The sequence below is a fragment of the Pseudomonas sp. AF32 genome (assembly GCF_022342325.2).
GTDB lineage: Bacteria > Pseudomonadota > Gammaproteobacteria > Pseudomonadales > Pseudomonadaceae > Aquipseudomonas > Aquipseudomonas uvaldensis.
The window spans coordinates 102,399-115,722 of sequence record NZ_RQJK02000004.1 but is presented as its reverse complement, the minus strand read 5'-3'; the positions used below and the strand labels follow the sequence as shown (position 1 = coordinate 115,722).

The following is a 13,324-nucleotide window of genomic DNA, read 5'->3' as shown; positions in this document are numbered from 1 at the left end:
TGAGTTTTTTTGCACCTCAATGCGTTCGATGGGCGCAATTATGTACTCATTTGCCAAAGCTGACAACCCCTTGATTTCAAAAAAAAATCGCTCGGCGCGTCGACCTCCTTTCCCCCGGTTCGCTGGCACGGCAGGCGCTGTCATGGCCGACAGAACCGGGCGACACCGCCTCATCGGAAACCGTGAACGTCGATGGAACGACCGCCGTTCCACTGGTTCATTCCTTATGTCGCCTCCGGTTCTATAAGGAAAATCATCATGACCGAACGTCCACCACTGGTTGCAAGCCGGGCTGCAGTACCGAGCCCGGCGCGACCCAATCTCGACACACCTGAACGCGCAGTGTCGCTGCTGGCCGGTACGTTACTGATTGCCAACGGCCTGCGCCAGGGCGGACTCAAGGGTTGGCCGCAAGTATTGTTGGGGGCTTGTGCGGCCTGGCGTGCTTATTCGGGCACCTGCCGGGTGAAGCAGGCGCTGACCCATACGCCGTTCGAGCAGGCCTTCGAGCAGGATCGGGGCTGGGATGGGAGTAAGGTGATCTCGCGCAGCGTCACCATCGGCAAGCCCAGGGAAGAAGTCTTCACGTTCTGCCGCAACCCCGCCAACCTGGGTGCGCTGGTGCCCTGGGTGGATGAGATCGAGCAGACCGGCGAAAGCACCTACCGCTGGACGGCTCATGGTCCGAAGGACAGAACCCTGCATTGTGTACTCGAACAGCAAGAGCCCAAGGAGGGTCGCAAACTGCACTGGATTGCCGGACCTGATACGCGCTTCAAACACGATATCCAGATGCATTTCAGCGACGCGCCAACCGGCCGGGGCACGCAGGTCAAAGTCATCGTTGCCTGCAAGACATCCTTCGGGGCAGCCGGGTATGCCCTGGCCGCCGCCATCTCCAAGTTCTCGGACAAAGCCCTGCTGAACCTGCTTCGCGGCATCAAGCAGCAATTGGAAACGGGTGAAGTCACCACCAACAGGATGCGTCCCCAGGGCACGGAAGATTTCCTGTTCATCCACCCGGCAGCCACCTCGTCCACTGCCTCGTCCACTGCCCCGTCCAAAGGAGGAACTGTCTGATGCGCGCATTGACCTGGCAAGGCCCCAACAAACTTCAAGTCGACACTGTCGACGATCCGACCATCCTCAATCCCCGCGACGCCATCGTGCGCGTGATGCTGTCCTCGGTCTGCGGTTCCGACTTGCATCTGCTGGGCGGTTACGTGCCGACCATGCAAGCCGGCGACATCATCGGCCATGAATTCATGGGCGAAGTGGTGGAAACCGGAGCGGCCGTCACGCAGCTCAAGAAAGGTGACCGCGTCGTCACGGTGTCGATTCTCGGTTGCGGCCAGTGCGAGCACTGCCAGCGCTCGGACTTCTCCTGCTGCGACAACTCCAACCCCAACCCCACAGCCACGGACATCGCCTATGGCCAACCGGCGTGCGGCATCATCGGCTACAGCCACGCCTTCGGTGGTTTCGCGGGCAGCCATGCGACGTACATCCGCGTGCCATACGCCGACGTGAACCTGTTCACGATTCCCGAGGGTGTGAGCGACGAACAGGCGGTGTTTGTCTCCGATGCGGTGCCTACCGGCTACTTCGCCGCCGATAACGCCAATATCCAGCGCGGCGACACGGTGGCGGTCTGGGGCTGCGGCGGGGTCGGTCTGATGGCGATTGCCAGTGCCTACCTGCTGGGGGCGGAACGGGTGATCGCCATTGACCGCTTCCCTGATCGCTTGCGCCTGGCGGAAGAAAAAGCGGGTGCCATCACACTCAACTACGAAACCACCGACGTGCACGCCGCCCTGCTGGAACTGACCGGTGGCCGTGGTCCGGATCGCTGCATCGATTGCGTCGGCATGGAAGCCCATGGCACCGAAGTCGATTACTACTACGACAAGACCAAGCAGATGATGCGCCTGCACACCGAGCGCGGAACCGTGCTGCGTCAGTCGATCCGCGCCTGCCGCAAGGGCGGCACGGTGTCGGTGGTCGGGGTGTATGGCGGCCTGCTGGACAAGTTTCCGATGGGAGCGATCGTCAACAAGTCCTTGACCGTGCGCTCGGGCCAGCAACCTGGGCAACGCTACGTGCCGAGGCTGTTCGAGCATATCCGCAACGGCCAACTCGACCCTTCCTATTTGCTGACACACCCCATGGGGCTGGAGCAGTCGGTGCAGGGTTACGAAATGTTCAAGGACAAGCGCGAGAACTGTTTGCGGGCCGTATTCCGGCCCGAGTGATGCGTTACAGCATGGGCCCAGGGTTGCCGGGCTGTCGGTCAGCAGCAAGGCAGCCGATGCCCGGCAGGGAATTTCCCGAGGTATTTTTTCCTTGCCAGGATCGACACTCTGTCGGATAAGACACAGCCTCATCCGCCTTCAAGAGTCAGTCCATGTCCCGCGCCGGTATCTCCCAGGGTTCGAGCGTCCGATTACTGGTTTACCTGTTGTTCGCGATCCAACTGGTGTCCATGGGCGCCATGGAGATGAGCGGGCCGTTCTGGCCCGTTCATCTGCGCCAGTTGACCGCTGATGACGCGGTGTTCAGTTTCGCCAGTACTGCGGTGTATGTCGGCCCGATGCTGGGCATCATCCTGACCAGCGCCTTTTGGGGCCGCATCGGCGATCGCTATGGTCATAAACTGATGATGATCCGGGCGTTGGCCGGGTTGTCCCTGACCCAACTGGGCCTGGCGCTGAGCAGTGACGTCTGGGTGATCCTGCTACTGCGCTTCCTGCAAGGTGCGTTCGCCGGTTACATCGCCCCGGCCCAGGCCTATGGCGTAAGCATCGAAGCGCCGTCGAGGCGGGCCCGACTGTTTGCCATCCTGCAGATCTCCACCAACGTCGGCTCGTTGCTGGGCGCGGTGATGGGTGGACTGATCCTGGACCATGCCACTTTTTTCTGGATCAACATCGTTGCGTCCGCCCTCTGCGCGCTGTGCACGCTGGTGGCGGCACTGACCTTGCCGAATGTACCGCCGATCAAGAAGGCCCCCGACACCGAGCGGCCATCCAGCTCACAGCCCGTAAAACGGTACAACCCGGCGGTCATTTCGTTGCTGGGTATCATGGGGCTTCTGTTGTTGGCGCGGATGCTGCCGCAGACGTCGTTTTCGCTGTATGTAAGCTCGACCTTCGAGGTGAGCAACGCGATGGTCGGGCTCTGCTACGGCTTGCTCGCTCTGGGGTTCATTCTTTGCGCCACGGCCTGGTCGCGTTATTTCGAACACCGCAACGCGACACAAACGCTGCATGCCATCACTCTGATCGTCATGGGGTGCATGGTATTGACGGCCGTGGCCGGTCTGACGCGCCAGCCGCTGGTCTTCGCCCTCGCCTATTTCGTCTGGGGCCTGCTGCTGGGCGCTACCACGCCGGTGCTGACGGCGCTCGTGTCCAAGAGCACCGACAACAGCCGCCAGGGCCAGGTGCTGGGGTTGGCGCAAAGCGTGTCGCAGACGGCCTCCATTCTCGGCATTTCCCTGGGCGCGTTGCTCAGCCAGGTCTATGGCCTGCAGTACACCTATCTTTATGTTTGCGTGGCCTATGGTGCTGTCCTGATCCCCCTGGTCCTGCTGCGCCATCGGCCGGCCGGGCTGGCTGCGCGCGAAGCGCGAACGGATTAGAGTCCGTCACTCCAGCCCGCCCCCTCTTTGCAAGAGGATCTTGCGTGAAGCCGAGCGCCTCCACTACCATTGGGAATAATTCTCACTATCAAAAAATCATAACCAGTCATGAGCGATCAAGGGTCAGCGGTCAACGATTGTCATCTGCGCACCGTCGCAGACCTCTACAGCGGTCACCATGGCTGGTTGTACAACCGCCTCTATCGAAAACTGGGTAACGCGCTGGACGCGGCGGACCTGGCGCATGACACCTTCATCCGCATTCTCGCCTCGAAGGTGGCGGTCATCGAAGAACCGCGGGCGTACCTGAGCTGCGTAGCGGGCGGCATCCTGGTCAACTGGTTCCAGCGCAAGGCACTGGAGCGCGCCTACCTCAAGGCGCTGGCGTTGCTGCCCGAGCCTGAAGCACCTTCGCCGGAACGACGCCTGCTGGTGCTGGAAACCCTGCATGAAATCGATGCCATGCTCGACAGCCTTCCGGGGCCGGTCAAGCGGGCGTTTCTGCTGTCACAGATCAGCGGCCTGAAATACGACGACATTGCCAGTCAACTGGGGGTTTCGCTGATCACCGTCAAGCGCTACATGAAACAGGCCTTCCTGCACTGCCTGATGCTGGTGGATTGAATGCTGCGACGCGATAGCCATACCCTCGATCCACACATCCTCAACGAAGCGGCCGACTGGCTGATGCGTCTGAGCGAAGGCAACGTCAACGATGCCGAACGCCATGCCTGGGAGCGTTGGCGCGCCAGCAGCCCGGCGCACAGCGAAGCCTGGGCACGGGCCGAGTTGTTGCTGAGCAAATTGCAAAGCCTGCCCCCAGCCCTTGCGATGCCTGCACTGGATCGTCCCGGCAATCCCGAGCGACGGGCCGCCATGGGCAAACTGGCCGCCCTGCTCGCCCTGGCACCTCTGGCCTGGGGTAGCTGGAGGCTGAACGAGTGGCAACAATGGACCGCCGATTATCGCGCACCGGTGGGTGAACGCCGCGACCTGACACTCAACGACGGCACCCTTGTCACGTTGAACACCGACACCGCAATCGACGTGTACTTCGATTCACACCAGCGCCTGCTGCTGTTGCGCCGCGGCGAGATACTGATCCAGACCGCGGCGGATCCTTCTCCGGTGCCCCGCCCGTTCAAAGTGCAGACCGAGCAAGGCCGGATGCAGGCCCTCGGCACCCGCTTCAGTGTGCGTGAAGAAACCGGGCATACTCGCCTCGCCGTCATGGAAGGCGCGGTGCGCATCGAGTTGAAGGGGCTCGAGGAAAAAGTTGTCAGCGCGGGCCAGAGCAGCGGTTTCACGGCGTTTGCCATCGACGCGGTCAAGCCCGTCGATAAGTCGGCATTGGCCTGGACCCGGGGCATGCTGATGGCGGACAACATGCGCCTGGCCGATTTCGTCAGCGAACTGGCCCGTTATCGCAACGGTGTGTTGCGTTGCGACCCGGCCATCGCCAACCTGCGGATCTCCGGCGCCTTCCCCATCAACGACACCCGCCGCACCTTGAACATGCTGGCCCAGACCTATCCCATCAACGTCACCTCCCGCCTCGGTGACTACTGGATCATGTTGGCCCCGGCGTGACCCTGAAAAAAATAATCACGCGCAGGTGATACTTTTTTCGATCCTGGCTGGCTAGAGAACAAAACCCTCTGAACAGGATCATCGCACCATGCCCGTTGCCCGCCTCCTGCGCTCGGATCGCAAGCTGAATCTGGCGATCCGCAGCGCAATGCTCAGCATTGCCATTTCGACCTCAAGCCCGGTTGTCTGGGCCGCAACGGGCAACACATTGGACAACGTCGCCAGTCAGTCCTACAGCATCCAACCCGGTCCATTGGGGCCGACGCTGTCGGCATTCGCCGTGCAGGCGGGTATCGCCTTGTCGTTCGAACCTTCGCTGACCCAAGGGCTGTCCAGCCCTGGCCTGTCCGGCCAGTTCACCGCGCGCGAAGCGTTTACCCGGCTGCTGGCCGGCAGCGGCCTCGACCTGGTGGCGCGTGAAGATGGCAGCTACACCTTGCAAAAGCGCGGCGCCAATGGCGAGCTGACCCTGTCGGAAACCACCATCAATGCCAGCGAGACACGCCCGGGAGACTTGCAGCCAGTCTACAGTGGCGGCCAGGTTGCCCGTGGCGGTCGGGTCGGCTTGCTGGGCAACAAGGATCTGATGGACACCCCGTTCAGTGTCAGCAACTACACCTCGACCTTGATGCGGGATCAGCAGGCGGTGACCGCCGCCGATGTACTGGAACGTGACTCTTCGGTGCGCTCCACCGGACAGACCGGGGGCATCGTCGATTCATTCTTCATTCGTGGCTTCCCGGTGGGCGAAGGCAACCTCGGCGAGCTGGCGTTCGACGGCGTGTATGGCGTGGCGCCCAACTACCGGGTGTTCACCGAATATGCCGAGCGCATCGAAGTGATCAAGGGTCCGGCGGCACTGCTGTATGGCATGTCCCCCAACAGTGGCGTCGGAGGCGTGATCAACATCGTGCCCAAACGCTCGCTGGACGAAGACCTGACCCGCGTCACCGCCAGCTACGCCATGGATACCCAGGCTGGCAGCCACGTCGATATCAGCCGTCGCTTCGGCGAGGAACGCCGCTTCGGCGTGCGAGTCAACGGCAGTCTCCAGGGCGGCGACACGGCGATCGACAAGCAGTCCCGGGACGTCGGGGTTGGTTCGATTTCCCTGGATTACCAGGGGGACAGATTCAGGACCAGCCTGGATCTGATCAGCCAGGAAGAAGAATGGGACGCGCCTTCGCGACCGTTCGTGATCACCAATGGCGTGGAAATACCGTCTGCCGCCAATGGACGCAGCAACGTCACCCAGGAATGGGCCTGGTCGAAAACCCGCGACAAATCCGCCCTGCTCAGCGGCGAATACGATCTGAACGACAACCTGACGGTCTTCGGTCATGCCGGTGGCGGCAAGTCCGATGTGGCCCGGTTGTCGGACCAGACGCCGATGATCCTCAACGACGCGGGGGACACTCGCTCGACACCCGGCTATTACAAATTCGAGGTGGAACGCTACACCGTGGACGCCGGTGCACGAGCCCGCTTTGACACCGGTCCGGTCAGTCACAGCACGACAGTGCAGGTCAGCCGTTATCGCGATGAACTGCGCCGGGGCATTAATTCCGGGGCCCCGGTGTTCTCGAACATTTACCACCCTGTGGAGCGTGATAAGCCCTCCATTGCCTCGCCGGATGTGGCGAAAGTCTCCGACACCGAACTGTCCGGGGTGGCGTTGGCCGATACGATGTCGATCCTCGACGAGCGCGCTCAGCTGACACTTGGTCTGCGCAAGCAAATCATCGAGTCCAATAACTACAACGCCGCAGGAACCGTTACCACCGCGTACGACGAAAGCGAAATCACCCCGTTGTTCGGCGCGGTCATCAAGCCCTGGGAGCACGTTTCCTTCTACTACAACTACATCGAAGGCCTGAGCAAGGGCGACACGGCACCCGCCACCGCCAGCAACTCCGGGGAGATATTCAAACCCTACATCTCCCGCCAACAGGAAGTCGGGGTCAAGGTCGACTACGGCACCTTCACCTCGACCCTGGCACTGTTTCAGGTCAAGAAGCCCAGCGGCGAGCTGGCCAATGGTGTGTTTTCGGTCCAGGGCGAACAACGCAATCGCGGCATCGAGTTGAACCTGTTCGGCGAAGTTAGCGAAGGCACCCGCCTGTTGGGCGGTGTCACCCTGCTGGACGCTGAGCTGACCAAAAGCGGCACCGCGGCCAATCGTGGCAACAAACCGGTGGGCGTACCGCAAGTGCAGGCCAACTTCTGGGCTGAATGGGACACCCCCTGGGTGCGGGGTGTGACCCTCACGGGCGGCGCGATCTATACCGGCAGCCAGTATGTCGACCAGGTCAACAGCCGGGAGCTCGCCCCCTGGACCCGTTTCGATGCCGGCGCCCGCTACAGCACCGTGCTCGATGGCCGACCCACGACGTTCCGCGCCACGGTGCAGAACGTCTTCGACCGCGAATACTGGTCCGGCGTCGCTTCCTACGGCGCCTTCTCCCAGGGCGCGCCCCGTACCTTATTGCTCTCTGCCACGGTCGATTTCTGAGTGTTCCCGGCCGCCAACAAGGTTTCGTACATGCTATCCAGAACCCGAACACGCTCGTCGTTCATCGCAGGATGCCTGGGGTCCGTTGCCCTGCTGCTGAGCGGCTTTGTCTTTTCCGCCACGGCCCCGGACACCGTGCAAAAAACCACCGTGACCGACCTTCAAGGCCGACAGGTCCAGGTTCGCATTCCCGTCCGACGGGTCATCCTCGGCGAAGGCCGCCAGCTGTATCTGGTGGCGGCCCTGGACACCGACAACCCGATCCGGCGCATCGTCGGTTGGCGCAAGGACATGATCCAGTCCGATCCGGACACCTACGGTGCCTACTTGCGGCGTTATCCGGCCATTGCCCAAATCCCGACATTCGGTGGCTTCGAAGACGGCACGTTCGACATCGAGCAAGCGATCAGCCAGCAGCCGGACGTGATCATCCTCAACGTAGAAGCCCAGCACGCGACCGAGGATGCGCGTTACATCGAGAAGCTCGACGCCCTCGGCATCCCCGTGGTGTATGTGGACTTTCGCAACAACCCGATGCAGAACACCGAACCGACCATGCGCCTGTTCGGGCAGTTGTTCGGTGAAGAAGCCCGAGCCGAGGCGTTCATCGCCTTTCGCAACCAGCAGATTCGTCGCATCACGGATGTGATAGAGGCCAGGCAGCCGCCCAGACCCAAGGTGTTCATCGAGCGCATCGGCGGCTATACCGAAGACTGCTGCCTGAGCTTTGGCAATGAGAATTTCGGTCGCTTCGTCGAACTGGCCGGTGGCCGCAACATCGCCAGCGCCATTATTCCCAACACCTTCGGCCAGTTGAACCCGGAACAGGTGATCGTTGCCGACCCGGAGCAAGTCGTGATCACCAGTGCCAACTGGGAAGCCTTCGCCCCCGGTGGACATTGGGTGGGAGTCGGTCCTGGGGCCGATCTGGCCGAGGCCCGGCGCAAGCTCCAGTGGTATACCCAACGCCCCGCCTACGCCGGTATCAAGGCCCAGCAGACCCAGGGCTTTCACGCGATCTGGCACCAGTTCTATAACAGCCCCTACCAGTTCATCGCCATCCAACAGTTGGCCAAGTGGCTGCATCCGGATCTGTTCGCCGACCTGGACCCCGACGCGACGTTTCGGGAATTCCATGAACGCTTCCTGCCGGTGCCCTACGAGCCCGGTTACTTCGTCAGCCTCAAACCGGCGCAGGCCCAGCCATGAACGGTCGTGTCGAGGTTTCCCTGGGTACGATCTATCGACAGCAAGTCTGGCGAAAGCGGCTGATGCTGGTGGCGTTGACGGTGTTGCTGCTGTTCAGTGTGTTGCTGGACCTGGCCCTCGGCCCAGCCAGCTACGGCCTGGAAGAAGTGCTGACAGCGCTCTTTACACCCGACGCGGCCGCGCCTCAGGTGCGGGTGGTGATGTGGGACATCCGCCTGCCCGTGGCCCTGATGGCCGTTGCGGTAGGCGCCGCCCTTTCCCTGGCCGGCGCGCAGATGCAGACGATCCTCAACAACCCGCTGGCGAGTCCTTTCACCCTGGGACTCTCCGCCGCGGCCAGTTTCGGCGCTGCCCTGGGGCTTGCGTTCGGCGTGGCGCTGCTGCCCGTGATCGCTCAATACATGGTGCCGCTCAACGCGTTCTTGATGGCGATGCTCTCGGCCCTGCTGATTCATGTATTGAGCCTTCGCCGAGGCATGACCAGTGAAACCATCGTGCTGCTGGGCATCGCCCTGGTGTTCACCTTCAATGCATTGCTGGCGCTGGTTCAATTCTTCGCGACCGAGCAAGCCGTGGCTGCCGTGGTGTTCTGGACGATGGGCAGCCTGACCAAGGCCACCTGGCCGAAACTGGGGGTGATCTGCCTGGTCATCCTGGTCACGCTTCCCCTGTTCGCTCGCCGCGCCTGGGCCATGACTGCCCTGCGACTGGGGGATGACAAGGCCGCGAGCTTCGGTATCGACGTGCGCAGGCTGCGTTGGCAGACGCTGGTCATGGTCAGCCTGCTGGCGTCCTTTCCCGTGGCCTTTGTCGGCACCATCGGCTTCATCGGCCTGGTGGGGCCCCACATCGCCCGGATGCTGATCGGCGAAGACCAGCGGTTTTTCCTGCCCTCCTCGCTGCTGACCGGCGCCCTGCTCCTGTCGGCCAGTTCGGTGGTGAGCAAGACCCTGATACCGGGGGCGATTTTTCCCATCGGCGTGGTCACCTCGCTGATCGGCGTGCCGTTTTTCATCTCACTCATCCTTGGCGGGAAGAAGCAGTCATGGTGACCCTTCAATTGGAGCATCTGGGCGCCGGGTATGGCGGCCGATCGATCCTCGACAATGTCAACACACCCTTGTTTTGCGCCGGGGAAGTGGTCGCCGTCATCGGCCCCAACGCCGCCGGCAAGTCCACGCTGTTCAAACGCATCGCCGGTCTTGTACCGGGCCCCGGCCAGGTTCGCCTGGAAGGTTCCGCCAAAGGCCAGGCGGGCATCTGCTATATGCCCCAGAACCTCAACGCCAACGCTCGGTTGACGGTTTACGAATCGGTCCTGCTGGCCCGCAAGCAACAGGCTCCCGGCTGGGTCGTGCAAGCGAACGAACTGCAGGTGGTGGATCGCATCCTCGAATCCCTGGGCATCAGCGATCTATCGTTCCGTAACCTCGGCGAACTCAGCGGCGGCCAGCAGCAACTGGTGTCCATTGCCCAGACGCTGGTACGCGAGCCCGAAGTCCTGCTGATGGACGAACCCACCAGTGCCCTGGACATGCACCGCCAGGTCCAGGTCCTGACGTTCATGCGCAGCCTCGCCCGTCAGCACGGCATGATCGTGTTCATCGCCCTTCATGACCTGAACCAGGCGCTGCGTTTCGCCGACCAGGTACTGGTCATCGCCCGAGGCACCTTGCAAGGCAGTGGTCCGAGCGAAGAAGTGATTACCGAACAGATGTTGCGCAGCATCTACCGGGTCGAGGCAAGGATCGAACAGTGCTCCAGAGGGGAGCGGCACGTGATTGTCGACAGCGTGGTCTGAACCACCGGGCCCGGGCACACCGGCAGTCGCGGCCCACCGCCATTGCAGGTAACATACCGGCCTTCCCCGCAGCCCTCTGCGACCTGCCCAATAAGCCCATCCCATGCCTTTTGAACTCAGCGTCGACCTCACTACCCTCGCCATCCTTGCCATTGTCGCGTTCATTGCCGGCTTTATCGACGCCATCGCCGGGGGCGGTGGCCTGTTGACCACGCCCGCCCTGCTGACCGCCGGCCTACCGCCGCATCTGGTGCTGGGGACGAACAAACTCAGCTCGACGTTCGGTTCGGCAACGGCCAGCTTCACATTCTACAAGCGCAAACTGTTTCACCCGAAACAATGGACCCATGCGCTCGTCGGCACGTTGGTCGGCGCCCTCACCGGCGCCATCGTCGCTCATTACCTGCCCGCCGAATGGCTGAACAAGATGTTGCCGGTGATCGTCTTCGCCTGCGGCCTGTACCTGTTGTTCGGTGGCACGCCCAAGGCACCGCTGGACAGCGACGCGCCGATCAAGAAAACCTGGCAATCATCCCAAGGCTTCAGCCTGGGCTTCTACGATGGCGTCGCGGGGCCCGGCACCGGCGCGTTCTGGACCGTCAGCAGCCTGCTGCTCTACCCCATTGACCTGGTCAAGGCCAGCGGCGTGGCTCGCAGCATGAACTTCGTCAGCAACATCGCGGCGCTGGCGGTGTTCATCTTTTCCGGGCAAGTGGACTGGATCATCGGCCTGAGCATGGGCCTGTCGGTCATGGTTGGCGCGTTCTTCGGGGCTCGCACCGCCATCAGCGGCGGCGCGAAGTTCATCCGCCCGGTGTTCATCACCGTAGTGCTGGGCCTGACCGTGCGCCTAGCCTGGCAGCACTGGTTCAGCGTGGCCTAGACGCCGCGCCACGTAGAGGTCGATCAGGTAACGGGCAATCGAGCGCGAAGCCGGGAGCGGCGGCAGGTCGTGGATGCTGAACCACCGGGCATCCTCGATTTCTTCTTCCTGGCACACGATTTCACCGCCGGCATATTCGGCATGGAAGCCCAACATCATGGAATGAGGGAACGGCCAGCATTGGCTGCCCACGTACTGGATGTTCTTCACCTCGATGCTGACCTCCTCCCGGACCTCCCGGATCAGGCAATCCTCGGCCGACTCGCCCGGCTCGGCAAACCCGGCCAGGGTGCTGTAGATACCGGTGACGAAGCGCGGCGAGCGGGCCAGCAGGACCTCATCGCCCCGGGTGATCAGCACGATCATGCTCGGTGACAACCGCGGGTAATGCCGCAGGTCGCAGGCGTCGCAATACATCGCCCGCTCCAGGGGAATCTGGCCCATGCGCTTGCCGCAACTGCCACAGAAACGATGCTCCCTGGCCCAGGTGCCGATCTGCGCCGCATAGCCCAGCACCTTGTAGAGCGTGTGGTCGTCCTCGAGCATAAAGGCCCGCAGGCCCTTCCAGTTGCAACCGGGAATATCCGAGGGGCTGTGAAGCTCCAGCAGGTAGACCGGCTCGCCGTCCAGGTGGCCGATGCCATGCTCGGCGAGCACCGACAGGTCCTGGCGCTTGAGCCATTGCCGGGGAAACAGCGGGCCGTTGTCGTCGAACAAAAAGCCTTCCGGGCTACGGGCCACGGCCCAACCGCCCGCCAGATCGGTATCGAGTACTGCGGTGCTCCAGCGTGGAATCATGATGGTCAATCCAGAAATTCGGGTTTCTGTTTGCTCATATGGGCGGCCATGGCCACGCGCAGGTCGGTCGATTGCAACATGGCGGCGTTCCAGGTGGCGACGTACTCCAACCCGTCGTCGATGCGGTGATCGCGCATGTAGCTGATCATCTCCTTGGTACCGGTCACCGCAATCGGCGACTTGGCGGCGATGTCCCGGGCAATGCCCATGACGCCGTCAAGCAGGCTGGCGGTATCGCTATAGACATGATTGACCAGGCCGATGCTGCGTGCTTCGTTGGCACCGAACGTACGCCCCGTATAAGCGAGTTCACGCAGCATGCCGTCCCCGATGATCCGGGGCAAGCGTTGCAATGTGCCAACATCGGCCGCCATGCCGATATCGATTTCCTTGATGGAGAATTGGGCGTCTTCGGCGGCATAGCGCATGTCGCAGGCGCTGATCAGGTCGATCGCCCCACCCAGGCAGTAACCCTGGATCGCGGCGAGCACCGGTTTGCGGCAATTGTCGACGGCGTTGAACGAGGCTTGCAGTTGCAGGATCTTGCGCCGCAGCACGCGCGCGTTGCGTCCCACATCCTTGCCCAGTTCGTTGGCCACACCGGCCAGCATCATCAGGTCTATTCCCGAGGAGAAGTGCTTGCCGGCGCCACTCAACACCACCACCCGCACTTCGTCGGTGTCGTCGACCCACTGGAAGATCTCGATGATCTCGCTCCAGAACGCCGCGTTCATCGCATTGATCTTGTCCGGGCGATTGATCTGCACATGGGCGATGTTGTCCGCAAGTTCGACGTTGAACGCTTGGTATTGCGACATGGCAGTGATCCTTTACCAGTGAAATGAGGCCTGAACTATAGCAAGGCATCACGACAGGTCGTAGACAGTGCAT

Annotated in this window: 12 protein-coding genes; 10 read left to right on the top strand and 2 right to left on the bottom strand. The window is 62.1% G+C overall.

Going from position 1 to position 13,324, the window contains the following annotated elements:
* Positions 1-258: 258 nt before the first annotated feature.
* The 10 genes from EGM97_RS05500 to EGM97_RS05455 all read left to right on the top strand — a co-directional run bounded on the left by EGM97_RS05500 (position 259) and on the right by EGM97_RS05455 (position 11,635).
* The gene (locus tag EGM97_RS05500) at positions 259-1,080 is read left to right on the top strand and encodes an SRPBCC family protein (protein WP_238962951.1); all 822 of its coding nucleotides are present in this window, start codon (positions 259-261) and stop codon (positions 1,078-1,080) included.
* The gene (locus EGM97_RS05495) at positions 1,080-2,252 is read left to right on the top strand and encodes a zinc-dependent alcohol dehydrogenase (protein ID WP_238962950.1); all 1,173 of its coding nucleotides are present in this window, start codon (positions 1,080-1,082) and stop codon (positions 2,250-2,252) included. The genes EGM97_RS05500 and EGM97_RS05495 overlap by 1 nt, the downstream gene beginning before the upstream one ends.
* A gap of 152 nt (positions 2,253-2,404) precedes the next feature.
* On the top strand, positions 2,405-3,640 hold the full coding sequence (locus tag EGM97_RS05490; protein WP_238962949.1) for an MFS transporter: 1,236 nt from the start codon (positions 2,405-2,407) through the stop codon (positions 3,638-3,640).
* A gap of 108 nt (positions 3,641-3,748) precedes the next feature.
* Positions 3,749-4,264 (top strand): sigma-70 family RNA polymerase sigma factor, encoded by a 516-nt coding sequence (locus EGM97_RS05485; RefSeq protein ID WP_053150972.1) that lies wholly within the window; start codon positions 3,749-3,751, stop codon positions 4,262-4,264.
* Complete coding sequence (locus EGM97_RS05480; protein WP_238962948.1) at positions 4,265-5,230, top strand: FecR domain-containing protein; 966 nt, start codon at positions 4,265-4,267, stop codon at positions 5,228-5,230.
* 88 nt (positions 5,231-5,318) lie between these two features.
* Positions 5,319-7,742, top strand: coding sequence for a TonB-dependent receptor (locus EGM97_RS05475; RefSeq protein ID WP_238962947.1), 2,424 nt, complete (start codon positions 5,319-5,321; stop codon positions 7,740-7,742).
* Between the two features lie 30 nt (positions 7,743-7,772).
* Positions 7,773-8,951 (top strand): ABC transporter substrate-binding protein, encoded by a 1,179-nt coding sequence (locus EGM97_RS05470; protein WP_238962946.1) that lies wholly within the window; start codon positions 7,773-7,775, stop codon positions 8,949-8,951.
* A complete protein-coding gene (locus tag EGM97_RS05465; protein ID WP_238962945.1) occupies positions 8,948-10,003 on the top strand; it encodes a FecCD family ABC transporter permease in 1,056 nt (351 codons plus the stop codon). Before EGM97_RS05470 ends, EGM97_RS05465 begins: the two co-directional genes overlap by 4 nt.
* Positions 9,997-10,752 carry an ABC transporter ATP-binding protein gene (locus EGM97_RS05460; RefSeq protein WP_238962944.1) on the top strand — a complete coding sequence of 252 codons (756 nt, stop codon included), beginning with the start codon at positions 9,997-9,999 and terminating at the stop codon, positions 10,750-10,752. The genes EGM97_RS05465 and EGM97_RS05460 overlap by 7 nt, the downstream gene beginning before the upstream one ends.
* A gap of 103 nt (positions 10,753-10,855) precedes the next feature.
* Positions 10,856-11,635: a TSUP family transporter gene (locus EGM97_RS05455; protein ID WP_238962943.1), complete on the top strand. Its 780-nt coding sequence runs from the start codon at positions 10,856-10,858 to the stop codon at positions 11,633-11,635.
* Here the strand turns inward: EGM97_RS05455 and nudC are convergent.
* Both nudC and EGM97_RS05445 read right to left on the bottom strand, forming a co-directional pair.
* Positions 11,603-12,433 (bottom strand): NAD(+) diphosphatase, encoded by an 831-nt coding sequence (gene nudC, locus EGM97_RS05450; RefSeq protein WP_238962942.1) that lies wholly within the window; start codon positions 12,431-12,433, stop codon positions 11,603-11,605. The two genes, EGM97_RS05455 and nudC, sit on opposite strands and share 33 nt — an antisense overlap.
* A gap of 5 nt (positions 12,434-12,438) precedes the next feature.
* The gene (locus tag EGM97_RS05445; RefSeq protein ID WP_238962941.1) at positions 12,439-13,251 is read right to left on the bottom strand and encodes a crotonase/enoyl-CoA hydratase family protein; all 813 of its coding nucleotides are present in this window, start codon (positions 13,249-13,251) and stop codon (positions 12,439-12,441) included.
* Between the last annotated feature and the right edge of the window lie 73 nt (positions 13,252-13,324).